The sequence below is a fragment of the Microbacterium sp. FW305-3-2-15-F-LB2 genome (genome assembly GCF_058787255.1).
The window spans coordinates 2,974,669-2,997,541 of the sequence record NZ_JBYSZO010000001.1 but is presented as its reverse complement, the minus strand read 5'-3'; the positions used below and the strand labels follow the sequence as shown (position 1 = coordinate 2,997,541).

Genomic DNA, 22,873 nt, shown 5'->3' with positions numbered 1-22,873 from the left:
ATGTCCGAGACGAACCAGCCCGTCCCCGCCGACCTGAGCGGGACGGTCGACGAGCGCATCGCTCAGCTCGCATCCCTCGAGGCGGGTTCCGAGCAGCTGCCCCCGGAATGGGTGCTCCGCCAGCTGCGGTCGACGCTGGCGTCTTGGGCCACGGATGCGACAGAGGTCGACATCGAGGTCGAGAAGCGCACCGACTACTGACCGCTCGCGATCCTCGGGCTTCTCCCGTGGTCCCCCTGGGAGATGATGACGTCATGAGGACGCGCGCTCGACGACCTGGCATCCGGCCACGCCGATGAAGAGGCGCAAGCGGGTCGGCATCCTGCTGTTCGAGGGGGTCAAAGCACTCGACTTCATCGGGCCGGCCGAGGTGTTCACCGAAGCCAACCAGCGGGTGGACGGCTACGAGGTGCTGTTCTTCTCCCCGGACGGCGGTGACGTGACCACGTCGATGGGGCTGCGGGTGGGCGTCGACGGTCCCGCCCGGGGCGACGAGCCGCTGGACCTCGTCATCCTCCCGGGCAGCGAGATCGCCCCCGGCGTCTATGACGCTCCCGAGGTCCGTCAGGCGGTGCTCGCCCTCGCCGAGCGCGCGGCCAAGGTCGCCTCGATCTGCAGCGGGGCGTTCGCGCTCGCCGCCGTGGGCCTGCTGGACGGGAAGGCGGCGACGACGCACTGGAAGTTCACCGGCGCCCTGGCGAGCATGTACCCCGCCGTGAACGTGCGCCCCGACTCGATCTTCGTGAAAGACGGTGACGTCTACTCGTCGGCCGGCGTCGCCGCCGGCATCGATCTCGCGCTGGCGATCGTGGAGGAGGACTTCGGCGCCGATGTCGCTCGATCCGTCGCCCAACTGCTCCTGGTCTACATGCGCCGATCGGGAGGGCAGTCCCAGTTCTCCGCCTCCGCGCGCCTGAGCCCCCCGCGGACGAGCGTGGCCCGCGCGGTGGCCGAGTACGTCGCGAGCGATCCGACACGTCCGACGTCGTTGCGCGATCTCGCCGGCCACGCCAACATCAGCATCCGTCATCTCACTCGCGTCATCCGAGACGAGATCGGGATGACGCCGACCGAGTTCGCGGGGTCGATGCGCCTGGACTTCGCGCTCGGTCTCCTGGAAGAGGGGCGCGCGGTCTCGGAGACGGCTCTCGCTGCCGGGTATCCGAGCGCGGTCGCCTTCCGTCGCGCCTTCGTCGCCCGCTACGGCACGACGCCGTCGGACTACCAGAAGAGGTTCCAGACCACCGGGGACGGTGTCGCCGAACGGCCGCCGATCTGACCCCCGGGAGGCCGGTGAGGGTGGTCCCCGGGGGACCACGCACCGCCCCAGCGAGGAAAGTAGCTTGGCCGCATGAGTCGTGACGATCACCGTCCGGAGACGGCGCGCGCGCTGGTCGAGTCCGTCGAGGGGGTCCCCGTCCTCGTCCGGGATCGACACCTCACCGTCGTGGCATCCAACGCGCTGGCCCGCGCCCTCTCACCGGGCTTCGTGGAGGGGACGAACCTCGCCCGGTACACGTTCGTGGACTCCGCCGGGTACGCCGGCGCCGCCTGCTGGGACGTCCTGGCGGGCCAGGTCGCGGCGATGTTGCGCGAGTCCCTCGACCACCACCACGACGACGCCCCGTTCCGTCACCTGGTCGGGGAGCTGTCGGCGACGAGCGCGACGTTCTCCGCGGCGTGGGCGGACGAGAAAGCGCCGGCACGACAGGGCGTGGCCAGATTCCTCGGAACGCCCGTCGGCGACATGACCCTGGCCTACCGGGAAGAGTGGATCGACGACACTCAGGCGGACGCTCTCATGATGCTGGCGGGTGTCGACGCGGAGTCGGAGGCCCGGCTCGCCAGGCTGGCATCCATCGTGGCCAACGGTCGCATCGCCGAGTGATCCCGCGCCCGCGCGGCGATGTCGGCGAGCGCGTCCGCGCCCGGGGTCCCGGCATCCGCGTAGAAGGTCGTCACGAAGTGGCCGACCTCCCCGGGGACGTCGAGGGTCAGCCACCGCAGGTCGACCCACCCGTGCGCATCGATGTGGCTCAGGGTGACGCCGGTGGTCTGCGGAAACGCCTCGCCCAGCGACCAGAGCTGGCGGAACTTGCGATGCTCGACCGAGAGGATGCCGAGGATCTCCCGCAGCCGCGGGCTGGAGGCGTCGGCCTGGAAACGGAGCGCGGCGATGAGCCGCCGAGCGGTGTCGTTCCAACTCTCGTCGTCGTAGGCGCTCTCCGACACGGCGAACACGTCGAGCAGGAGGTTCCGTCCCACACGCAGGTAGTCGGGGGCGACGGCGGTGGCCCCGCTGTTCACGGCGATGATGTCGTGATGGGCGTCCGTGATGTAGGCGGGCGCATCCCCCCACGCGCGCAGGATCTCGGCGGCATCCGAGGGGTCCGCCGGGTGGGGGGAGCGCTGCCGACCGCCCGTGGACTGCACGATGCGGTACATGTAGGTGTCCGCGACTCGGTCGAGGAGGAGCGCACGGCTCAGCGCGCCGAGCACCTGGGCGGACGGTTGCCGGTCGCGTCCCTGCTCGAGCCGCAGGTAGTAGTCGACGCTGATACCGGCGAGTCCCGCGACCTCGGCGCGGCGAAGGCCCGCCACCCGTCGTCCGCGCTCTCGCGGGATGCCGACATCCTCGGGTTGGAGCTGTTCGCGTCGTGAGGTGAGGAACTCCGCGAGCGGTCCGTTACCCGCCACCGCGTCACCCCCTGCTCGTCACCAGACCACGATGCAGTCATTATGGAATCGCCGTCGCCTCCGCGGTGAGGAAGGGTTCGGCCATATCTGGTCCGAATCTGGACATGCCGATGCGCCGCCGGCCGCGGGCCGTCGCGGTACCCACGGGACCGCGCGATGCACGGGCGACTACGGGGTCGGGGACGACGTGTCGTCCAGTCCGAGATACTCGTCCACGGACATCGGCCCCGACGGGGATGCCGGTCCGGGATCGTCCGCGAGACCGCCGAGGAAGTCCGCGGAGGGCGCGAAGAACGTGCAGCCCATGACCGCTTCGGAGAAGTCGAGGATCCGGTCGTACATTCCGGGCGGGTCGCCGATGAACATCCGCTGGAGCATCTTCTCGGTGACCCACAGGTACCGCGAGTAGCCGATGAAGTACGTGCCGAAGGCGGACGCCCCGGGACTGCCGAAGGGCATGTTGTCGCGGAGGATGTCGTGCTCCACCCCGTCGACCACGATGGTGGACAGCGTCTTGTGCGACTTCTGACCGGTCGTCGCATCGTCGAGCTCGACGTTGTCGGCCTTCTTCCGGCCGATGATGGTTTCCTGCTGCTCGGTCGTCAGGGCATGCCAGCTGTCGAGGTTGTGCAGGTACTTCTGGATGACGACGTAGCTGCCGCCCGCGTTGCCCGGATCCTCGTCGCCGACGAGCGTCGATTCCGCGACGGCGTTCCCGACCGGGTTCGCGGTCCCGTCGACGAAGCCGAGCAGGTCGCGCACGTCGAAGTACCGGAAGCCGGTCGTCTCATCCACCACGGTCACCGCGCCTCCGAGGGCGTCGAGGAGTTGGCGTTCGAACTCGAACGTGAGGTCCTGCCGGTTGGCCCGGATATGGAACAGCAGGTCTCCCGGGGTGCTGGGGGCCGTGTGCTTCGGCCCGGCGACCTCGGTGAACGGGTGCAGCCCGACCGGAAGGGGCTTCGAGGTGAGCCGCGGCCAGACGCGCGCTCCGATCCCCACGGTGCACGACAGTTGCGCGTCCAGATCGCGGAAACCGACGTTCTTGATGAGGTCGTCGATTCCGCTGATGGTGTCGCGCACGGTGTCCGCGGCGTCCGTGCCCGCCGCGACCTCGACGACCAGGAAGGTCGCGCTGGAGGTCAGCGGCGCGTCGACTTTCTGCGCTTCGATGGGAACGCGTCGAGAGGAGGAGGTGCTCACGGTCCGAACCTAGAGCACGGGGTGCGAGGCGCGTTTCGACGCTTGTCGAGGCCGTATCGGCGTGATCGTGGCACCGGGCGACGGCGGGACGGCGTCGGGGCGGTTCTTCCCCTCCCAGAGGCGCAGGAGCTTCAGCCCGAGGTGCAGAGTGCTCCGCTGCAGGCCGTCGGCGAGCGCGTCCCGCACGGTCTCGGGCATGCTCTCCAGCCGGTAGTACAGCGTCGTCCGGTGGATGAAGAGAGCCCGGCACGCGACGGCGACGTTGCATCCCGAGTCGAGGTACGCCTCGACCGTGGTCCTGCGCATCGGGTCGGGGGCGCGCCACAATTCGTCCGCCGCGGGCGAGGCGGCGGCCACGAGGTCGGGCGAGCCGCTCATGGTGTGCAGCAGTCGCCACACCCCGAGATCTTCGGCACGTGTGGTTCCGATGGCATCCCCGCCCACGAGCACGAGAAGCTCGGTCGTGGCGCGTGCATCGTCCGCCGCCCGCTGCAGATCCTGCTCGTCGGTGCGCAGCCCGGCCGAACCGATGGCTCCGATGACGCGCGTGCCCGCGCGCGCGGCGGCGTCCCGGATCCACCCGTCCACGTCGAGGTCGCTTCGCCCGGGCGAGGTGACGACGAGGATCGCGTCACCGTCCTCGAGAACGAGCGAGTGGCCACGCCCCGACACCGACAGCGTATGGACGAGCTCCTCCCGCGATGCCGGGGCTCCGTCGACGACGACCGCGCGGACGACGACGTCGCCGTACACGTCGATCCATCGACGGCTGCGGGCGGCACGCAGGGACTCCCGGCGGCGCTCGGGATCGGTGTCCACGAGCTGGGCGACGAGGGACGCCCTGCCGTCGACGTCGTCGGTACGAGGCTGGTCAGTGCCGAATGTGCTTCGTCTGGCGTTCACCGGTGCCTCCGCTCGTCGCTGTCCTTGTGCCCAAGATACGAGCGGAGACACGCGGTGTGGTGGCCCTGTGAGGACTACCTTCCCCCCGCGCGCGACGCTCAGGCGCGCAGGGGAGTGATGCCCTGGGTGCCCCGCGGGAACGTCGCGAGGGTCGCCTCGTCGATGTTGAGGTGAGCGGCGAGGAGGGAGGGTGGCACGTGGCTGAGCCAGTTCGCCAGCGAGATCTCCTCGTATTTCGGTGCCTTGAACACCTCGAGGAACTGGAGGACGTCGTCCCCGGTGTTCTCGACGTAGTGGCCGAAGTTCTTCCGCACCACGCCGACGTCGCCGGCGCGGAAGTCGGTGGTGTTCGCGTGCGGGCCGGTGTTGAACACCGTCATCCGGGCGGAGCCGCGGAGGTAGTACTGCCACTCATCGGCGTTGGGATGCCAGTGGAGCTCGCGCATCGATCCGGGCTCGATGGTCACCAGCGCGGCGGCTACCGTCTGCGACAAGGGGAAGTTGGTGCTGTCGGCGATCTGGATGCTGCCGCCCGAGTTCTTGTGCAGCGGCTGGGACCGGGAGAGGCGGAAGATGATGGGCTCCGATGCGCCCCACTCGACGCCGGCGTCGGCTTGGTCCTTGGCGAGGTCGCCGGGTTCGTCGCCGGGGAAGATCCAGAGGTTGTGGAGCGGGATGTCGGCGAACACCTCCTGCGCGACCCCGAAGTTCTTCGCCAGGACGTCGGGGGGAGTGTGGGCGAACCAGTCGGTGAGGAGCAGGGTGTTCGACTCCGACTGCTCCCCGTCGTCGAAGGCGAGGACGAACTCGGCGCCGTCGGGCCCGAGGCCCTGCAGCGAGTGCGGAGTTCCGCCGGGGAAGAACCAGAGGTCCCCCTCCTCCACGTCTTCGACGCTGGGAAGCCCGGAGCGGCTGATGGTGGTGACGCGGCAGCGGCCCCGGGTCATGACCGCCCATTCGGCGGTCTGATGCCAGTGCAGCTCGCGGATCCCGCCCGGCTCCAGGTACATGTTCACTCCGGCGATCTCGTCGGAGATCGCGAAGTCCTGCTTGGTGAGCTCGCGCGCCCAGCCGCCGCGTTGCACCCGCCGCGGCGAGATGTTGAACGACGACCAGAAGAACGCCTGCGTGGAGACGTCGGTTCCGGGGGCGTCGATCTGGTTGGGGAACTGGCTCGCGATGACCGGGTTCTGGGGACCGGTCATCGTCAGGCTCGCCGGGTCGTCGACCGTGTTCGACTCGCCCTCCGGCGGAAGGTCGGGGTTTCCCAGCGAGGGGGACTCGTGGTGCGGGGGACGGGTGTCGTTCTCTTCCACGGAGGAGGCTCCTTTCGTGCTCGGGACGCCGTGAAGTCCCGGCCCGTTCAGCCCACTCTCCGGGGGTCGCCGCCTCATCAGACAGATGACGGAGATTTCCGCCGCGGCCGAGGGGGCTCAGGCGTGGATCTGATGCCACGCGGAGATGCGGGAGTTCTGGAGGCGGAAGCTTGCGAAGCCCATCACGAGGTGCGGTTCGCAGCCGGGGAGTCGCAGGCTCATGGACTGCTCGGCGAGGACGACGTCGCCCGTGACGGCCACGCTCACCAGGAAGACGCGCCACTCCTGGAAGGTGCGCTTGATGGCCTCGATCATCGCGACGACGTCCGATCTGCCGTAGACGGTGAGCTGAGCGGAGGGGCGGTAGTGGACGTCGTCGGCGAGGAACGCGTGCAGTTCCCGTGTCGATCCTTCGTTGAGGACCGTGATGAAGTCGCGAACGATCAGCTCGAACTCGAGCCGCTCGATGGCGGTGTAGGTGGCGCGTGTGAATTCGTCCATCGCTGCTTCCCTCCCCGGTGATCAGGTCGCGCGCTCGCCCGATGCTCGGGACAGGGCGAGGGCGACGAGCCCGGCGATGACGGCGCCGGACGTGGGAGCCACCAGCGACATCCACAGCTGCTCGAGGGCGACCGGTCCGCCGTAGATCGCGGTGGCGATGGAACGGGCCGGGTTGAAGGACCCGTTCGAGACGGGGATGGCGATGAGGGCCATGAGCGTCAGTGACAGGCCGATGGCCAGCGGCGCGGTGACGTGGTCCCCTCGGCGGCCGGTGACGCCGAGGATGACTCCGACGAACACCGCTGTCGTCGCGACCTCGACGAGGAATGCGGACCCCAGCGAGAAGCCGCCCGGTGACAGGTCGCCCCAGCCCGTCGACGCGAATCCGTGACCGAGGGCGGTGGAGAGGAAGGAGCCGGGACCACCGGAGGCGACCGCGACGACGACCGACGATGCCGCGACGCCGCCGAGGATCTGTGCGACGACGTAGCCGCCGACGAGCCGCCAGTCGAATCGCCCGGCCACGGCGACGCCGAGCGTGACCGCGGGGTTGAAGTGGCCGCCGGACACGGGGCCCCACGCGTAGGCCCCACCCACGACGGTCAACCCGAGGGCGAGGGCGACGCCGAGGAAGCCGATGCCGGGGTTGCCGTCGCTCGTGGGCACGGACGCGCTGAAGACGGCGGCACCGATGACTCCGAGTACCAGAAGAAACGTGCCGGCGAACTCGGCTGCGAGGCGAAGGGGAACGGTGGGCGGGCTCGGGGCTTCGATCGGGATCACGGCTGCTCCTCAGGACGGTGAGGCGAATGTAGCGACGGTGTCGACGACGGTTCTTCGACTTCCGTCGTGACGTTGTCGACATCCGTCCCGTCTGCCGGGGGACGCCGGTCACGCCCCGTTTCAGGCGTCGTCGCGGCGATGGTGAGGATGATCCGGTGCCCGCGAGACCTCAAGCAAGTGCGTCGCGACCGGTGCCGTGGTGCTCATCGCCCAGGCGCGGGCGATCAGCTCCCCGTCGAACTCGGTCGTCCGGCCCTCGTGCTGGCTCACGTGCTCCCGCCACGATCCGACGGTGTACGCCTCGACCACGACGTCCGCGTCCTCGACGTCCGTGTACAGCCGCCAGGCGCGCCCGCCCGTGCGCAGGCGGGTCTGCTTGACCTGGGCCATCAGGGCGACGAACTCCGCGCGAGCGTCGGGCGGGACGGCGTAGCGGATGAGGACGAGCACGGCGGCATCGTCGCGGCCGTCGTCCCGGGGCTCGTCGTGGACGCCGGGGACCTCGACGATGTCGCGGCCGATCCCGGCGGTCTTCGGGAGGGGCCAGGCAAGGAGCGACAGGGCCCCCAGGAGACACAGGATGCCGGAGATGACGACGACGATCCCGGATCCCCACACGGCGGCGGCGATGCCCGCCAGTGTCGAGCCGATGGCGGTGCCGCCGAACAGGACGAGCTGGTAGAACGACAGTCCGCGCGTCCGCACCCACACCGGGAGGAAGGCTTGCACGGTGCCGTTGATCGTCGCGATCACGCCGATCCATGCCAGCCCCGTCGCCACCAGTACGGGGAACGTGATCCAGAGCGACGGTGAGAGGACGAGGATGACGAGCCCGGCGCCGAACACGGCGGAGGAAGCGAGGATGACCCCGTTGAACGCGGCGACGCGCCGGGCCCAGGGCAGGACGAACGCGCCGATGATGGACCCCGCGCCGAGCGCGGCCAGGAGGAGTCCGTATCCGTCCGCGTCGAGGTGCAGGGATTCTTTCGCGATGGTCGGGAGGAGTGCCCACAGCGCGTTCGCGGGCACCAGGAAGATCGCGAGCCGGAGGAGGATGAGCCGCACGATCCGCGAGTGCAGCACGTACCGGATGCCCGCCCGAGTCGCGTCGATGAAGGGTTCGTGGCGTCCGACGGGTGGGCGGTAGGTCTTCCAGAAGAAGAGGACGCCGAGGAAGACGACGAAGGAGGCGGCGTTCAGCAGGAAGACCGCGACGACCCCCGACTGCGCGACGACCAGACCCGCGATGGCCGGGCCGACGGCGCGCGCGATGTTCACCCCGATCGACGACAGGCTGGCGGCGTCGACGAGGAGGTTGCGCGGGACGATGTCGGGCACGAGCGCCTGGAACGCGGGGAGCTGGATGGCGGAGATCGTGCCGAGGACGAAGGTGGATGCCAGCAGGATCACCGGGGTGGTCTCGCCGATCCAGGTCAGGTAGGCCAGGACGAGCACGATGACGAACTGGATCACCTGCGAGTACAGGAGGACGAGGCGCCGGTTGAGGAACTCGCCGATCACGCCGGAGGGGATCGCGAACATCAGGACGGGCGCCGCCGACGCCGTCTGAACGAGGGCGACGACGAGCGCGGAACCGTTCGACTCGACGAGCAGCCACTGCGCGCCGACGGTCTGCATCCAGCTCCCGATGTTGCTGACGATGGATGCCAGCCAGACGAGCCGGAAGATCGGAACGGCCAGGGGCGCGAACCCCGAGGTCCAGCCCGCGGGTTTCTCGGCCGCGGGAGGAACGGCCTGCGGGTCAGCCATCGGCGGCGATCTCGTCGAGGATGGTCTCGATGAACCGGACGATCTCGGCGGCGTGGGTCTGTGTGACGAGGTGGGGCGCGTCGAAGGCGGCGACTTCGCGGCATCCGGCCCGCCGGTAGCCGAAGAGCTGCACGTCGGGAGGGACCGTCCGATCCTCGGTGGAGACGACTCCCCAGCTGGGCTTCGCGTGCCAGGCGGCGGCCGGGGCGCGTTCATCGAGCACGGATACGGCGATCGGGCGTTGCGAAACGGCGAGCACCGACGCCTCATCGGCGGGAAGTCCTTCGGCCAGCATGGCGGGGAAGGAGGGGACGGCGACCGTGACCTCGGTGCCGGGCCAGCCGCTCTCGTCCCGGAACATCGCGGGCACCAGGTGCTCGTCGACGTCGGCGGCGGCGAACGCGCCGGCCATCTCGCCGACGGACTCTCCCCGTTCCAGGGCGTACCCCGCGACGAAGAGCAGCCCGGTCACGTTCGAGGCGTCTCCCGCCACGGTGACGACGGCGGCTCCGTAGCCGTGGCCGACGAGGAGGACCTCTCCGTCGATGCGCTCGACGAAGGCGCGGATGTAGAGGCAATCGCCGTCGAAGCTGCGGCCGAAGACGGGCGGCGCGAGCACCCGGTGCCCGGCCCCGAGGAGACGGAGGACCACGGGCCACCAGCTGGAGGCGTCCGTGAACGCGCCGTGCACGAGGACGACCGTGGTGCCTGTTGTCATGAGATCCCTCGTGGTCGTCCTCCTCGTGCTCAGACGAATCTAGGAACGAGAACCGCCCCGGCCTTCCGACAGGAGTCGGAGACGTGTCGCGGTGGATGTGCTCCTCACGCGCGGGCCGCTTCGACGGCGCAGTTCTGCCTGCTTTCTTCCTGGTTCTTCCGCGCGCGAGGCGGTCGGATGGGGTGACTCGATCTCGGTGCGGCCCGCGTCGGCGGTTGTCGACGCGGACGCCGCATGATGAACCCGCCCGGAGAGGAGCCCCCGTGCGCGCCACCCCGAACGCCACGACTGCACCCGTCAGCCTGCAGAACATCGCCGATCAGCTCACCGCGTCCCTGGGGCGTCCGGTCGCGGTCCGTGAAGGCGCGCCGCATCCCTCCGCCCTCGAGAGCGGGGCCGGGGGCCGCTCGCCCGAGTCGCGGGTCGTCGTGCCCGTGGAAGACCGAGGCGTGACCCTCGCGCACATCTCCGTCCGGACCGACGCGGAACGCGCGCTCTCCCCACTCGACTTCGAAGCCCTCGACGCGGCATCCGTCCTCGTGCGGGAACTGCTGAGCGAGGACCGGGGTCCGGACCGCGATTCGGTGCTGCGCGATCTGCTGGACGACGACGAGAACGTGCGGCGCGCGGCCTACACCCGCGCGCTCCAGCAGCGATGGCTGAACCGCGACCAGGGCTCCGTCGTTCGGGCGCTGCTCGTCGACGCGGCGGTCACCGACGTCCAGAGGATCGCCTTCGCGCGACACGTCACGCACCTGCGACCGCTCGCCCTCCACTTCCTCGCCCTGCGCGCGGGCATGGTGATGCTGGTCGGCCCGCCCGTCGGCCGAGACGTCGACGACGTCGTCCTCCACGAGGCCGCGAAGCACGGCATCCGTGTTCTCGGGATCGGCACGGCCTCACCGGCACGGGAGGCGGACGACGTGCGGGGCGCCGCCGAGGAGGCGGCCATCGCGGCCTCGCTCGCGGCGACCCTGCCCCAGTTCCACCCCGTCGCCGACGCCAGCGAGCTGGGCGGGTGGCTGCTCCTGGCATCCGCGTCCGCGAACCCCGCGCACCTCCACGTCATCTCACCCGCCGCGTACGCCCTCTACCGGCAGACCGATGACAGTCAGCGGCACACCATCGAGACGTATCTCGACGTGGGCGCGAATGTCGTGGCGGCCTGCGAGATCCTCTTCGTCCACCGCACCACGCTGTACTACCGCCTCGAACGGATGCCGGACGTGGTTCGCGAGGCTCTCGCCGACGGCGTCAAGCGCAGCACGCTCCACGTCGCGCTGAAGCTCATCCGGCTCTGGGAAGCGACGGGCCGCGCCTGAGACGGAGTGCGCCAACTTCCGTCGAACGTCGAAGCGGAGCGCGATCGCGCGGGGCTACCGTCGCCCCATGCAGCGTTCAGGTGGCAGAGGATGACGACGAAACCTTTGCACGTGGGGGTGGTCGGGGGTTCCCTCGGCGGCCTGTTCACCGCGGCGCTGCTGCACCGGGCCGGCCACCACGTGACGGTCCTCGAACGGTCGCGCACCGGACTGGCGCGTCGCGGCGCGGGACTCGTCGGGCAGCAGGACCTCTTCGACGTCCTCACCCGCCTGGGGCTGACCGCCGTCACACGATCGGGCGTCGAGGCCCGCGAACGCATCACGCTCGACCGGCGCGGCGACGTCCTCTCCCGCGACCCGACACCCCAGACCCAGCTGTCGTGGGACTACCTCTACGAGGGGCTCCGCGGAGTCCTCCCCGACGGAAGCCATCTGCAAGGAAGCGCGGTCGCGTCCGTGCGGTCGGAGGACGCGCGCGCGGTGGTCCAGCTCGACGACGGCAGGAATCTCTCCTTCGACCTGGTCGTCGGGGCTGACGGTCTCAACTCCGTCGTCCGCGAGGCCGTGGCGGACGGGCAGTCCGCCAACCGTTACGTCGGCTACGTCACGTGGCGGGGCCTCGTGCCCGAGACCGCGCTTCCGGACCCCTCGGCCGAGACGCTCCTGGAACGGTTCGCCTTCTTCACCGCGTCACGCTCCCACATGCTGGGCTACCTCGTCCCGGGACCCGACGGTGAGACCGGTCGCGGCCTGCGCCGATACAACTGGGTCTGGTACCGGTCCCTCCCGCTCGACGGTCTGAAGACCCTCATGGTCGCGTGCGGGCACGCCGCGACGAGCAGCTCCCTCGCCCCCGGCGACCTTCCGGCCGGTCTCCGCGACGCGCTCGTCGCGGCCGCGGCATCCGAACTGCCCGAGGCTTTCGCGCAGGCCGTCGCCGCCGAGCCGCGCCCGTTCCTGCAGGCGATCTACGACTACGTCACGCCGCGGATGTCCGCGGACCGCGTCGCCCTCGTCGGCGACGCCGCGGTGGTCGTCCGGCCGCACACGGCGATGGGGGCGGCCAAAGCCGCCGGTGACGCCATGGCGCTGGTGGACCTGCTGAGCAGCGAGCTGTCCGTTCGCGACGCGCTCGCCGTGTACAACCGCGACAGGCTCCCCGTGGGCCGATCCATCGCCCGCTACGGTCAGCAGCTCGGCGACTCGCTTCCCCTCTGACGCCGACGGCAGAAGCTACGGCGCCTCGCGAGAACCGCGCGGGTCCGGGTTCGGGCGGAGCTCCCGGCCCTCGAGGAGTTGAGCGATCTCCGCCCGGAACCGCGCGAAGACGAAGGCCTCGCTGCTGCCCGGGCCCAGGAGACGGAGCGCCTCGTCCACCTCCGCCATCGCCGCCGCCGATTCGCCGGCGGCGATGAGAGCCCGGATGTGACGACGCATCATCAGGGCGACCCTCATGTCGTCCTTCAGCGCACGGGCGATCCGGATGCCGATCGCCCCCGCGCGGATGCCGTCGTCATGGCGGCCGACCGCGATATAGGCATCCACGAGGTCCAGGTAGGCGGCGTACTGGGTGATGAGATTGAGGAAGCTGTCGGCCTCGGGGTCGGCTTGGATGCGCGCGAGAGTGGCCTCCATCCGCTCGATCGCGGCGAAATGCTCCCCTCGCGTGTTCTGGATCATCGTTGCGAGCAGCTGCGCATTCTCCACGCCGGCCCTGTCGTCCGAGCGTGAGAACGCGTCGACCGCCCGATCGGCGGCGATCGCGGCGTCGGCGGCCCGATTGAGGAGCCAGCTCGCCCATCCCACGTAGTAGTTCGCCCACCCCTCCTGAGTGGCGTCGCCGGCGCGTTGCGCCGCCTCGAGCGCCGCGCGTCCGGTGAGCACCGCGCGCTCACGATCCCCCGTCTCCACGATGTCTGCCCACGCGAGGTACCCGAGCTGCGTCGCCTCCATCGCGGCGTCACCGAGATTCCGGGCGGCGGCCACGGCGAGCGAGAAGAACGGATGCCAATTCCCCCAGGCGAGCCAGACGTCGGAGTACCAGTGCAACGCATCGGCGACATCGACGACCGTGGCATCCTCGCCGAGTTCGGCGGCCTCGGAGTACGCGGGCCACCAATGCTCCGCCTCGGCCCGGATCCACGTCGCCGCGTCGTCGGCGTCGACGAACACCCGCCCGGTGCCGCCGACCTGGGGTTCCCTGTTCGGCTCGTACCAGGCTCCGGCCCGCTCCAGGGTTCCGAGGAGCCAGGTGCGGATGTGCCCACGGCGTCTCTCGATCTCGTCCGGCCCGACGGTGGACCGCAGCTTGTTCACGCCGAACAGGCGCATGAGGTCGTGCAGTCGGTAGCGATCACCGCCGCGCGCTTCGAGCAGGCCGAGATCCGTGAGGTCGTCGAGGCGGACCTCGACCTCCGCGACGTCGGTCGAGCGGACCGCCGCCGCCGCCAGGTGCGCGCCGAAGGTCTTCCCGCCGATGAGGGAGATCCACCGGAAGAGGGCGGCCGTGCGGGGGTCGAGTTCCTCGTACGAGAGCGAGATGGCCGATTCGACCGCGAGATCTCCGGCGACGAGGAGCCGCAGCCTGTCCTCGGCCGTCCGCAGTCTGAACAGGAGGTCCTCGACGTTCCACGACGGCCGGCTCGCGATCCGGCTGCCGACCACGCGGAGGGCGAGGGGGATGTCGTCGCAGAGGCTCGCGATCTCGTCCAGAGCGTCGAGGTCGGCACCGGCCTGCGGGATGAGGTGGCGGAGCAGGGCGATGCTGGCGTCGCGCTGCAGGGGGTCGAAGCGCAGTCGTCGCACGCCCTCGAGTCCGGCCAGGCTCCGACGCGACGTCACCACGACGACGTCGCCGCTGCAGATCGAGAGGATGGGTCGGACCTGTGCCTCGTTGGCCGCGTTGTCGAGCAGAACACGAACGGGGGAGGCGTCGACGGCGGCACGCCATTGCTTCGCTGCCCCGTCGAGGTCGGTCGGTGGCTTCTGCTCCGACCCCGGTAGCTGACGGAGCATCGCCGTGATGATCTGCAGGGGCGTCAGCGGGGACGGATTGAAGCCGTCCAGGCCGACGAAGACGGTGGGGAGATCCGCGGTGCGTCCGCGAGCGAGGATCTCGACGGCGCCGGTGGTCTTGCCGATTCCGGGGGCGCCACTGATGACGAGCGCGGGGCGGGGACGACCGGAGGGCGGTTCGCCCTCGAGGACGTCGAGCGCGTCCCGGATCTCGCGCTCCCGGCCCGCGAAATCGAACACGCGGTGGGGCGGGACGGCGCCGGGCGCGTCGGGGGAGTCGACGACGCGGACGCGCGCCCGGGCCGCGCGGAGGAACGCGTGGCGGGCGGCGACGTCCAGGCCCAGGCCCTCGGCCAGGGCATCGACCGTGCGGCGTTGGGGCGACGTGCTGACGCCGCGCTCGAGGTCGCCGATGGTGCGGACGCTGACGCCCGAGATCGCCGACAGGGCTTCCAGGGTGAGATTCCGTTCGACCCGGAGCGACCGGAGCAACAGCCCGAACGGTGAGGGATCGGTCATGACGTCTCTCCGCCGGCGTCAGCCACGGCCGCGGAACCGGGCATACTGCTGCGCCACTTCACGTCTCGTATTGACGCCCCACTTGGCGTAGATGTGTCGGATGTAGGTGACGACGGTGTGCGGGGACACCAGGAGCTCGTCGGCGATCTGTTGCGTGGTGAGACCCGAGAAGATGAAAGCCGCGACCTGTTGCTCGCGGAGGGACAGGCCGTTTCCCCCACTGGTCTCGGCGGTGCCGGCAGGTCGTTGATGGACCCCCCTGCTCCTCAGGCTCTTGAGCACGCGAGTGACATCGCGGGTCGCACCGCACGTCGCGTAAGACTGCATCGCCTGCGTGAGAGCCTTCGTCGCCTGCTCCCGATTTTCCGAGAAGTCTCCGACGGCCTCGAAGAGGGTGCCCGTCACCAAGGGGCGGCATTCGTGTCTGAGCAGCTCGGCCGCGGCGAGAAGATCGTCGGCCGAGCCGTCGCGGATGCCGCGCGCCGCGCGCGCGAGCGCCGCGACGAAGACGTTGTCGGGATTCTGGGCGGCCCGGTGCTGCGCGACCTCGACGACGACGTCGACCGCGTCGAGGTCGCCGGCTTCTCGACAGATGGCGGCGAGCACGAAGTCGTCTGAGAAATCCGCGGGGGTCGTCATCGAGGGAGTCGCCTCGCGCAGAGTCGCGATGGCCAGCTGAGAGTGTTCGTACGCTTCGGTCGGGCGCATCCGTTCCCGTGCCTCCACCGCAAGGCTCCACTGACCGGTGCGCCGGAGCCCGACGCCGTCGGCGAGGCTTTGGACGAGCGGCCGAACCCGCTCCCGCAGCGGAATGTCCCCGGTGTGGAGCGAGATCCGGTGCAGGACGATTCCGGCCGTGGCGTTCATGAAGTCGCCGAGGCCCAGCTGCTCGCCGAGCTCGAGAACGGTCTCGGCTTGCGCGCGGGCGTCGTCCAGTCGGCCGACGTCGTAGAGCACGCGGGAGCGGACCATCATCCAGTAGGCCTCGGCGATGACGTTCTTCGCGGCGCGTGCCTCGGCCAGGCCCTCATCGGTCAGTCGCAGGGCTTCTGCGCAGTGCCCCGTGCTGTTGCGCATGAAGGCCAGCCACAGACCCTCCGGCATCCAGAGACCGGTGGGGATGCCGAGGCGCGAGATGCTCTCGAGCGCCCGGCGCTGCAGCCGTTCGGCTTCGTCGAAGTCGCCTTGGTTGAACACCAGCACCGACTCCGTGGCGTCGAGGGTGGCCAGGGCCCGTCCGTCCCGGTCGGGATCTGAGGTCTCACGCGCCTGCTTCAGGCTCTCGCGGAGGCCCCTCTCGTCGGCCTTATTGGCAAAGTTCAGGGCGCGTACGGAGAGCAATCCGACGCGTGCCTCGTCGGATACGCCCGGGATCGCGAGCCCGGCCGCGGTCTCGCGGATCGCCCCGTCGAAGTCCGATTCGGTGAGCTGACGCGCGATGGCGAGGCTCATGTTCGCGCGCGCATCCGGGGTGAGCAGTGGCCTGAGGGAGCGACTGATCTCCATCGCCTCCTCGACCCGTCCTCCCAAGAGGACGATGGGGAGCATGGCGGCGACGCGATCGGCGTGGGCTGGACTCCCCGCGGTGAGATGCGCGCCGGTGATCACCAACTCGGCCGCCCCCTGCACGTCCGTGGAGGAGAGCCGCTGGGCGGCATGGAACAAGAGCTCGATCGACTCGTCGTCGCCGGCTTCCGCGACGGACAGGATCGACGAGGCGAGTGCGCCGACACCCTCCCCCGCCTGGAGGCGTCGGCGGATCACTTCGCGCGTCATTGCCCGTCGAAGCGAGGGCGAGAGGCTCTGAAGGGCGGCCGCTTGCACGGTGTCGTGCCGAAAGGCGAGGGACGTGCTCGTGTCGACGATGAACCCGAGGTCGAGGAGTTCCTGCAGAGCGGGCGCGGCCGCGGAGGCCGTCTGCCCCAGGATGTCGAGAACCCCGTTGAGGGGGAACTCCCTGCCGTAGAGGCTTCCGATCTGCGCAATCCTCTGCGCGTCCCGGCTGAGCTGGCGAAGCCTGTCGCGGGCTGATGCGCCGAAACGTGCGGGGAGCGTCTCGTCGTCGAGGTCGACGACTCCGCGAGCTGACCGGAGGAGCCCCTCCTCTTCGAGTCCGCGGAGGAGCTCGAGGACGAGGAGGGGGTATCCGGCGGTGCGCGTGAGGGCGTGCTCGACGCGGGGACCGGGCTCGCCGCCGAGGGCGTCCCGCGCGATCTCGTCCACCGCTGTCTTGTCGAGCGGGGCGAGGTCGAGGATGGCGGCGAAGCCTTTCACCCCGTCGAGAAAGCGCTGATGGGCTTCGCTGTAGACGCCGGTCCGGGTCGCCAAGAGCCAGACGACGGGAACGCCGTGAAGATCGTGGATGAGCGCCGTCAGCGCGCCGAGCGATCCCGCGTCCAGCCATTGCAGGTCGTCGACGATGACCAACGCTCCGGCCGCACCCGCCATGGTCTCCAGGCCCTCAGCGATGGTTCTGGTCAGCCAATACTTCGGGGCCGAAGACTGCAGCAGCACGCCCAGGTCGTCCTTGATGACGAGTGGCGGATCGGTGCGCGTCGCCGCGCCGATCAGTGCGCCGAGGGGGGACAGCGTGGAATCGACGTCGGGTGCCACGACCATCGTCTTCCAGCCGCGTTCCGTGGCGCGCTCCAGCGCATGCTGCAACAATCGGGTCTTCCCGATGCCGGCGTCGCCGAACACGAGGGTGACCGCCTGATCGCCCGTGGCGGCGGCATCCAGGCCATGTTCGACCTGGTGAATCTCCTTCCGCCGGCCGCGAACGGGCGCGTGGTACCGGCCGGCACCCATCCCTGAGAGCGCGTCGAGGCCGATTCGGCGCGCTTGTCGGCCATCAGCAAGCACTCGTCCACCGTAACCGGCGGTCGGGGGTCGGCCATGACCCTCTCGCACCCCCCTTCGCACCATGCGATATCGGGAACCCCGCGGGGGGATGTGGGCGCGTGGACCCCGAACCTAACGTTCCGATTGCGGGTTCAGACCCGACGAAGTGGCCCACCTGGTCACGCATCCCCGCCGGGAACCCGGCACAACTGGAAGGAACATCCCATGAGCGTTATGGTTCGCGACGACCTCGTGCTCTCGCACGCCGTCGTCACCGCCGACGTGACCGCGCCGTTCGCGTACGTCGACATCGAGCAGTGGCTGAAGACCCTGCCGACGCACGAGTACCAGCGCTGCGCCCCCGGCGACCACAAGGCCGCCGGCTACACCGTGGACGACGACGGCACCCCGATGTCGATCAACGTCGAGATGATCGGCGCCGGCCTGGTCATCCAGCAGTACCGGTATGAGGTCGCGAGCCCGCACTACTGCAAGATGGTGTCGATCTCCGACGTCTATTCGGCGGCCGGGTGGACGACGACCCAGGTGATCTGGGAGCTCGGTATCGAGCAGCTCGAGGGCGACCAGCTGCGGTACGTGAACACCGTCACGTCCCACCCGACCGAGGACTTCCTGAAGTTCATCATCGCCAGCGGCCAGACCTTCGAAGACGCCGCGGCCGCCCGCCAGCACGCCTCCGGCGCCCACTGCGAGGTCGAGACCCCGCACTACGCGCAGAGCATCGCCGCATTCGCGAAGGCACGCGCGGCCGAAGCCGCCGCCGTCACGGCCTGAGCCGCATCGGAGGATCAGCGATGACCGCGAACGACGAGCACGTCGAGCATCACGACATCGAAGCGCACGAACACGGCGAAGGATGCGGTCACGAGACCGTCGACCACGGCGACCACGTCGACTACATCCACGACTCGCACCGTCATGCCCTTCACGGGGACCACTACGACGAGCACTGAGACGGCCAGTACCCCGCCGTCGGCGTGATCGGAGGGGGCCACGAGCCCCCTTCGATCACGCGCGCACCCCGAAGGGAAGAACGACCTCGATGTCCTCCGCGATCCGCTTCACCCACCCGGGTCCTCCTGACGTCCTCCGCCTCGTACGGGTGGAACGGCCGGAGCCCGGTCCGCGCGAGGTGCGTATCGAAGTCGCCGCTGCCGGCGTGAACAACGCCGACCTCCTCGAGCGGCGAGGGCATTACCCGGTGCCTCCGAACGCACCACCGGGGCTCGGCCTCGAGGTGGCGGGCATCATCACCGCGCTCGGCAGCGAGGTCACCGGTTGGCGCCTCGGTGACGAGGTCTGCGCCCTCGTCGCCGGAGGCGGTTACGCCGAAGAGGCCATTGCGCCCGCCGCGCAGCTGATTCCCGTCCCCGCCGGCCTCAGCATGATCGAGGCTGCCGCATTGCCGGAGGTCGCGTGCACCGTCTACTCGAACCTCGCCATGATCGCGGGTCTCCGTGCCGGACAGGCGGTGCTCATCCATGGCGCCGGCGGCGGAATCGGCTCCTTCGCCATCCAATGGGCGACGGCGATCGGCGCGCGAGTCATCACCACCGCGGGCAGTGAAGCGAAGACGCGCGCCGCAGTCGAGCTGGGAGCGACCGAGGCGGTCAATTACCGCCTCGCCGACTTCGTCGCGGCGACCCTCGACGCCACGGACGGCCGAGGCGTCGACGCGATCCTGGACATCGTCGGCACCACCTACCTTCGCCGCAACATGGAGTGCCTCGCCGACGACGGACACCTCGTCATCATCGGGGGTGCCGTCGGGCCGGTCACGTTCGACCTCGGCGAACTCCTGGCCCGCCGCGCGAGCATCTCCGCGACGATCCTCCGCAGCCGACCCGCACATCAGAAGGCAGCCATCGTCGCCGGCGTCATTCGCGACGTGATACCGCTCGTCGCGGCGGGCCGCATCAGAGCGGTCGTCGACACCGTTTTCCCGCTCGCCGAAGCCGCGCTCGCTCACGAACTGCTCGAGTCCGGGCGAACGGTCGGCAAGGTCGTCCTCGAGACGCCTCGGCACCGGCCGCGCCGGTAGGTCCAGAGCCGTGACCGATATCGCGACGAATGACGAGAGCGGTGCGGACCGCGTGCGCGTGCTCGCGCCGTTCACCGTGCCGATCTTCCGTGCCCTCTGGATCGCCGCTCTCGTCAGCAACATCGGCAGCTGGATGCAGACGGTGGGGGCGCAGTGGTTCCTGATCGAGGAGCAGAGTTCGCCGCTGCTCATCGCCCTCGTGCAGACCGCGTCGTCAGCACCCGTCCTCGTGCTCGGCATCCCGGCCGGGGTACTGGGCGAGCTCCTGAACCGGCGCGGCCTGCTGATCTGGGTGCAGAGCGTGCAGGTGGTGATCAGTGCCGGGCTCGTCGCCCTCACGGCGGCGGGAGAGATGACGTCGTACCTGCTCCTGGTGCTCACACTGCTGCTCGGCGCGGCATCGGCGGTGCAACTTCCCGCTTACGAGGCGATCTCGGCCGAGATCGTCCCCGCTCCGATGATCCCGAACGCGGCGTCACTGAGCGCGATCTCCGTGAATCTCGCTCGTGCGATCGGGCCGGCCGTCGCAGGGCTCCTCCTGTCGAGCCTCGGGGTGGCGTTCGTCTTCGGTCTCAACCTTGCGTCGTTCGGGGTCTTCCTGGTCGTCCTGATCGGCTGGCGCAGCTACCGCCCGGGCGGACACGAGCCCGAGCGGTTCGTCGACGCGACCCGCGCGGGGATGCGCTACGTCTCCCACTCCGGTGTCATCCGTCGACTCTTCGTGCGGCTCGGTCTCTTCGTCGTGCCGGGGAGTGTGCTGTACGCATTGCTCCCGCTCGTGGCCACGGACCGCCTCGGCGTCGACTCCGCCGGCTACGGGGTCCTCCTTGCCGGGCTCGGTGCGGGGTCCGTCGCGGCGGCGTTCGTCGCCCCGATGCTGCGCGACAGGATCGGAGAGAACGTCACCGTCCTCCTCTCGTCGGCCGTCTTCGGCGCCGGCACCCTGACGGTAGCTCTGTCGTCGAGCATCGCGGTGACCCTGCCCGTGCTCGCCGTGGTGGGCGCTGCGTGGATCGGTGTCGTGGCGACCGTGAACGGCGTCGTCGAATCCTTCCTCCCCGTCTGGGTGCGTGCCCGGGGGCTGTCGATCTACCAGATGGTCTTCTTCGGTGCTCTGGCTCTGGGGGCCGTCGTCGGCGGCGGCATCGCGAGCTGGACCGGCGCGCCCGCGACGATCGCTGCGGCCGGCGCCCTCGTGATCCTCGTCGCCGCGTCACAACTGCGGTGGCCGCTGCTTCCGACCGCGGAGAAGCGGCGTCTCACCGTCCCGTTTCCTCTTGGTCCCGATGGGGGCGCCGACGTCGATCCCCTGGGGCAGACCCTCGTGCTCGTCCGGTACGAGATCCCCGAGGAAGATCGCACGGTCTTCGTCGAGCAGATGCGGCTCGTGGAGCACAGCAGGCGGCGTACCGGTGCGCGCACCTGGACGCTCTACCAAGACCGCGAGAGCCCCAGCCACCTCGTCGAGGTCTTCGGCGTCGGGAGCTGGCAGGAGCACCTCCAGCAGCACACCAGTCGCCCGACCCAGTACGACGACGAGACCATCCGCTCCGCCAGCGCCCTCGCCACTCGTGTCGACGTCCATCACCTCATCCAGGTCGGTCGCACCCGTATCGCCGTCCCCGTCACCCCGACGGAGATTCCTCGGCGTCATCCCCAGAAGGAGAACCGTCATGACCACCACCATCACTGACCTCGTCGGAGCGTGGCGCTTCGTCAGCGCCGAGGAAGTCTTCGCCGACGGCGAGCGCCGAGCCCAATTCGGTCCGAACGCCGACGGCTATCTCAGCTACAGCGCCAACGGCATCGTCACGGCCGTGCTCGGCAGCACCACCCGTCCTGCCAGTGGTGGAGCCGGTCCGGAGAGTGCGACCGATGCGGAGGTCGTCGCCATGGCCCGAGACTTCATCGCGTACGGCGGCCCCTTCACCCTCTACCCCGAGACGGACACCGTCACCCATCACATCGACATCGCTCTTTTCCCCGGATGGCAGGGCGGTGAGCAGGTGCGGACCTTCACGGTCCACGACGACATCCTTCGCGGCCGAACGCTGCAGGCGGTTTCGCCCGACGGGCGCAGCCTCCACGTCGAGCTGACCTGGAGCCGAGTCCCCGCGTGACGTCGACCGCAGACACCCCTACCGAAAGGAATGCCATGGGAAACCCGATCATGAGCACCCCGTCCCGCCACGTCGCATCCCTCGTCGACGTCGCTCCCGTCTTCGAGAGCGATCTCGGGTCGGTCGCCGAACTGAGCGCGAGCAACTTCTCGATCCTCGATGGGATGAGCCTCAAGCGGATCGTGCTCGAGCCGGGGGCGATCCGCGAGCCGCAGTGGAACGTCAATTCGAACCAGATCGCCTATGTCACTCGGGGCACCGTCTTGGTGTCGATGCTCGCCACCGGTGACGAGTTCGCGACCTTCCTCGTGAAGACCGGGCAGATGTACCACGTCGCATCCGGTGCGGTCTACCACATCGAGAACGTCGGGGAGGGGGCAGCGGAGATCATCGCCGCGCTCCGCACCGCCGACCCGCAGCACTTCTCTTTCCAGAACAGCGTGAACGTGATGAGTAACGCCGTCCTGGGAAACACGTACGACCTCCCGGCCTCCGCGTTCGAGGGTTTCCCCCGGGGGGAGGCGCCGCAGATCATCCGCCGGACGGGGAGCGCGACCGTCCCGGAGAACGCGGGACTGCCCAACGCTCACTTGTTCGACGCGGAAGGACAGATCGCGCCGCTGGCCTACCCGTACGGTTCCGCCAAGCTCGCCCGCAAGCAGTTCTGGGCGGCGCTGGAGGACCTGTCCATGTACTCGCTGAACATCGGGGGAGGCGGGATGCGGGAACCGCATTGGCATCCGATCACCGCTGAGCTCGGGTACGTCCGGAGCGGCCACGCTCGAATGACGATTCTCGACCCCGACGGCACCGTCGACACGTACGAGCTCGCCCCCGGCCAGGCCTACTTCGTGCCGCGGGCCTACCCGCACCACATCGAGGCGCTCAGCGAGGAGGGGATCGAGTTCCTGATCTTCTTCGATCAGTTCGTTCCGGGCGACGTCGGCTATCGGGCGACAGCGACGGCCTTCTCCCGGGAGGTGCTCGCCGCGACGTTCCAGGTTCCGGAGAAGGAGTTGCCCTCGTTCCCCTTCACCCCCATCGATCCGCTCATCGTGGCACGCGCCAATCCGCGCGATCCGATCGCCTGACCCATGGACATC

21 protein-coding genes are annotated in these 22,873 nt (G+C 69.6%); 10 read left to right on the top strand and 11 right to left on the bottom strand.

The genetic code is table 11. The annotated features are described in order from the left end of the window. The 3 genes from AC3WLZ_RS14495 to AC3WLZ_RS14485 all read left to right on the top strand — a co-directional run bounded on the left by AC3WLZ_RS14495 (position 1) and on the right by AC3WLZ_RS14485 (position 1,888). A complete protein-coding gene (locus AC3WLZ_RS14495; RefSeq protein ID WP_412925617.1) occupies positions 1–201 on the top strand; it encodes a hypothetical protein in 201 nt (66 codons plus the stop codon). A gap of 94 nt (positions 202–295) precedes the next feature. Beyond that, on the top strand, positions 296–1,279 hold the full coding sequence (locus tag AC3WLZ_RS14490) for a GlxA family transcriptional regulator (RefSeq protein ID WP_492470508.1): 984 nt from the start codon (positions 296–298) through the stop codon (positions 1,277–1,279). Positions 1,280–1,351: 72 nt separating this feature from the next. Next, complete coding sequence (locus AC3WLZ_RS14485) at positions 1,352–1,888, top strand: MmyB family transcriptional regulator (RefSeq protein WP_492470507.1); 537 nt, start codon at positions 1,352–1,354, stop codon at positions 1,886–1,888. Here the strand turns inward: AC3WLZ_RS14485 and AC3WLZ_RS14480 are convergent. The 8 genes from AC3WLZ_RS14480 to AC3WLZ_RS14445 all read right to left on the bottom strand — a co-directional run bounded on the left by AC3WLZ_RS14480 (position 1,786) and on the right by AC3WLZ_RS14445 (position 9,891). Continuing rightward, positions 1,786–2,697: a helix-turn-helix domain-containing protein gene (locus tag AC3WLZ_RS14480; RefSeq protein WP_492470506.1), complete on the bottom strand. Its 912-nt coding sequence runs from the start codon at positions 2,695–2,697 to the stop codon at positions 1,786–1,788. The genes AC3WLZ_RS14485 and AC3WLZ_RS14480 overlap by 103 nt on opposite strands. 168 nt (positions 2,698–2,865) lie before the next feature. After that, positions 2,866–3,900, bottom strand: a complete 1,035-nt coding sequence (locus tag AC3WLZ_RS14475; RefSeq protein ID WP_492470505.1) for a Dyp-type peroxidase — start codon at positions 3,898–3,900, stop codon at positions 2,866–2,868. A 9-nt stretch (positions 3,901–3,909) separates the two neighbouring features. Beyond that, positions 3,910–4,803 (bottom strand): helix-turn-helix domain-containing protein, encoded by an 894-nt coding sequence (locus AC3WLZ_RS14470; RefSeq protein WP_412925612.1) that lies wholly within the window; start codon positions 4,801–4,803, stop codon positions 3,910–3,912. Between the two features lie 98 nt (positions 4,804–4,901). Continuing rightward, the gene (locus tag AC3WLZ_RS14465) at positions 4,902–6,119 is read right to left on the bottom strand and encodes a cupin domain-containing protein (protein WP_492470504.1); all 1,218 of its coding nucleotides are present in this window, start codon (positions 6,117–6,119) and stop codon (positions 4,902–4,904) included. A gap of 117 nt (positions 6,120–6,236) precedes the next feature. Continuing rightward, a complete protein-coding gene (locus tag AC3WLZ_RS14460) occupies positions 6,237–6,620 on the bottom strand; it encodes a nuclear transport factor 2 family protein (protein ID WP_412925610.1) in 384 nt (127 codons plus the stop codon). Positions 6,621–6,641: 21 nt separating this feature from the next. Next, positions 6,642–7,403 carry an aquaporin gene (locus tag AC3WLZ_RS14455; RefSeq protein ID WP_412925609.1) on the bottom strand — a complete coding sequence of 254 codons (762 nt, stop codon included), beginning with the start codon at positions 7,401–7,403 and terminating at the stop codon, positions 6,642–6,644. Positions 7,404–7,523: 120 nt separating this feature from the next. Then, positions 7,524–9,173, bottom strand: a complete 1,650-nt coding sequence (locus AC3WLZ_RS14450; protein WP_492470503.1) for an MFS transporter — start codon at positions 9,171–9,173, stop codon at positions 7,524–7,526. Next, positions 9,166–9,891: an alpha/beta fold hydrolase gene (locus tag AC3WLZ_RS14445; RefSeq protein WP_492470502.1), complete on the bottom strand. Its 726-nt coding sequence runs from the start codon at positions 9,889–9,891 to the stop codon at positions 9,166–9,168. Before AC3WLZ_RS14445 ends, AC3WLZ_RS14450 begins: the two co-directional genes overlap by 8 nt. A 263-nt stretch (positions 9,892–10,154) precedes the next feature. On the opposite strand from AC3WLZ_RS14445, the gene AC3WLZ_RS14440 reads away from it, so the two are divergent. Beyond that, positions 10,155–11,213, top strand: coding sequence for a helix-turn-helix domain-containing protein (locus tag AC3WLZ_RS14440; protein ID WP_492470501.1), 1,059 nt, complete (start codon positions 10,155–10,157; stop codon positions 11,211–11,213). Positions 11,214–11,303: 90 nt separating this feature from the next. Next, a complete protein-coding gene (locus AC3WLZ_RS14435) occupies positions 11,304–12,431 on the top strand; it encodes an FAD binding domain-containing protein (RefSeq protein ID WP_492470500.1) in 1,128 nt (375 codons plus the stop codon). Positions 12,432–12,446: 15 nt separating this feature from the next. Here AC3WLZ_RS14435 and AC3WLZ_RS14430 read toward each other — a convergent pair whose 3' ends face one another. Further along, a complete protein-coding gene (locus tag AC3WLZ_RS14430; RefSeq protein WP_492470499.1) occupies positions 12,447–14,747 on the bottom strand; it encodes a helix-turn-helix domain-containing protein in 2,301 nt (766 codons plus the stop codon). 18 nt (positions 14,748–14,765) lie between these two features. Further along, positions 14,766–17,609: a helix-turn-helix transcriptional regulator gene (locus tag AC3WLZ_RS14425; RefSeq protein ID WP_412925603.1), complete on the bottom strand. Its 2,844-nt coding sequence runs from the start codon at positions 17,607–17,609 to the stop codon at positions 14,766–14,768. 204 nt (positions 17,610–17,813) lie between these two features. Between AC3WLZ_RS14425 and AC3WLZ_RS14420 the strand changes: the two genes are divergently transcribed. Beyond that, positions 17,814–18,383, top strand: coding sequence for a hypothetical protein (locus AC3WLZ_RS14420; protein WP_412925602.1), 570 nt, complete (start codon positions 17,814–17,816; stop codon positions 18,381–18,383). A gap of 14 nt (positions 18,384–18,397) precedes the next feature. Here AC3WLZ_RS14420 and AC3WLZ_RS14415 read toward each other — a convergent pair whose 3' ends face one another. Continuing rightward, positions 18,398–18,604, bottom strand: coding sequence for a hypothetical protein (locus AC3WLZ_RS14415; protein ID WP_492470498.1), 207 nt, complete (start codon positions 18,602–18,604; stop codon positions 18,398–18,400). Positions 18,605–18,651: 47 nt separating this feature from the next. Between AC3WLZ_RS14415 and AC3WLZ_RS14410 the strand changes: the two genes are divergently transcribed. The 4 genes from AC3WLZ_RS14410 to AC3WLZ_RS14395 are packed head-to-tail and all read left to right on the top strand — an operon-like array spanning position 18,652 to position 22,861. Further along, on the top strand, positions 18,652–19,650 hold the full coding sequence (locus tag AC3WLZ_RS14410) for an NAD(P)H-quinone oxidoreductase (protein WP_492470497.1): 999 nt from the start codon (positions 18,652–18,654) through the stop codon (positions 19,648–19,650). A gap of 10 nt (positions 19,651–19,660) precedes the next feature. Next, positions 19,661–21,343: an MFS transporter gene (locus tag AC3WLZ_RS14405; RefSeq protein WP_492470496.1), complete on the top strand. Its 1,683-nt coding sequence runs from the start codon at positions 19,661–19,663 to the stop codon at positions 21,341–21,343. Beyond that, the gene (locus AC3WLZ_RS14400; RefSeq protein WP_492470495.1) at positions 21,324–21,770 is read left to right on the top strand and encodes a lipocalin-like domain-containing protein; all 447 of its coding nucleotides are present in this window, start codon (positions 21,324–21,326) and stop codon (positions 21,768–21,770) included. The genes AC3WLZ_RS14405 and AC3WLZ_RS14400 overlap by 20 nt, the downstream gene beginning before the upstream one ends. A 50-nt stretch (positions 21,771–21,820) precedes the next feature. After that, the gene (locus AC3WLZ_RS14395; RefSeq protein WP_492470494.1) at positions 21,821–22,861 is read left to right on the top strand and encodes a cupin domain-containing protein; all 1,041 of its coding nucleotides are present in this window, start codon (positions 21,821–21,823) and stop codon (positions 22,859–22,861) included. Positions 22,862–22,873 lie beyond the last annotated feature (12 nt).

What these genes read in the sequence shown, in the direction of transcription:
- AC3WLZ_RS14495 (WP_412925617.1), top strand. Translation starts at nt 1, where the DNA reads ATGTCCGAGACGAACCAGCCCGTCCCCGCCGACCTGAGCGGGACGGTC.
- AC3WLZ_RS14490 (WP_492470508.1), top strand. Translation starts at nt 296, where the DNA reads ATGAAGAGGCGCAAGCGGGTCGGCATCCTGCTGTTCGAGGGGGTCAAA.
- AC3WLZ_RS14485 (WP_492470507.1), top strand. Translation starts at nt 1,352, where the DNA reads ATGAGTCGTGACGATCACCGTCCGGAGACGGCGCGCGCGCTGGTCGAG.
- AC3WLZ_RS14460 (WP_412925610.1), bottom strand. Translation starts at nt 6,620, where the DNA reads ATGGACGAATTCACACGCGCCACCTACACCGCCATCGAGCGGCTCGAG.
- AC3WLZ_RS14450 (WP_492470503.1), bottom strand. Translation starts at nt 9,173, where the DNA reads ATGGCTGACCCGCAGGCCGTTCCTCCCGCGGCCGAGAAACCCGCGGGC.
- AC3WLZ_RS14445 (WP_492470502.1), bottom strand. Translation starts at nt 9,891, where the DNA reads ATGACAACAGGCACCACGGTCGTCCTCGTGCACGGCGCGTTCACGGAC.
- AC3WLZ_RS14435 (WP_492470500.1), top strand. Translation starts at nt 11,304, where the DNA reads ATGACGACGAAACCTTTGCACGTGGGGGTGGTCGGGGGTTCCCTCGGC.
- AC3WLZ_RS14430 (WP_492470499.1), bottom strand. Translation starts at nt 14,747, where the DNA reads ATGACCGATCCCTCACCGTTCGGGCTGTTGCTCCGGTCGCTCCGGGTC.
- AC3WLZ_RS14420 (WP_412925602.1), top strand. Translation starts at nt 17,814, where the DNA reads ATGAGCGTTATGGTTCGCGACGACCTCGTGCTCTCGCACGCCGTCGTC.
- AC3WLZ_RS14410 (WP_492470497.1), top strand. Translation starts at nt 18,652, where the DNA reads ATGTCCTCCGCGATCCGCTTCACCCACCCGGGTCCTCCTGACGTCCTC.
- AC3WLZ_RS14400 (WP_492470495.1), top strand. Translation starts at nt 21,324, where the DNA reads ATGACCACCACCATCACTGACCTCGTCGGAGCGTGGCGCTTCGTCAGC.
- AC3WLZ_RS14395 (WP_492470494.1), top strand. Translation starts at nt 21,821, where the DNA reads ATGAGCACCCCGTCCCGCCACGTCGCATCCCTCGTCGACGTCGCTCCC.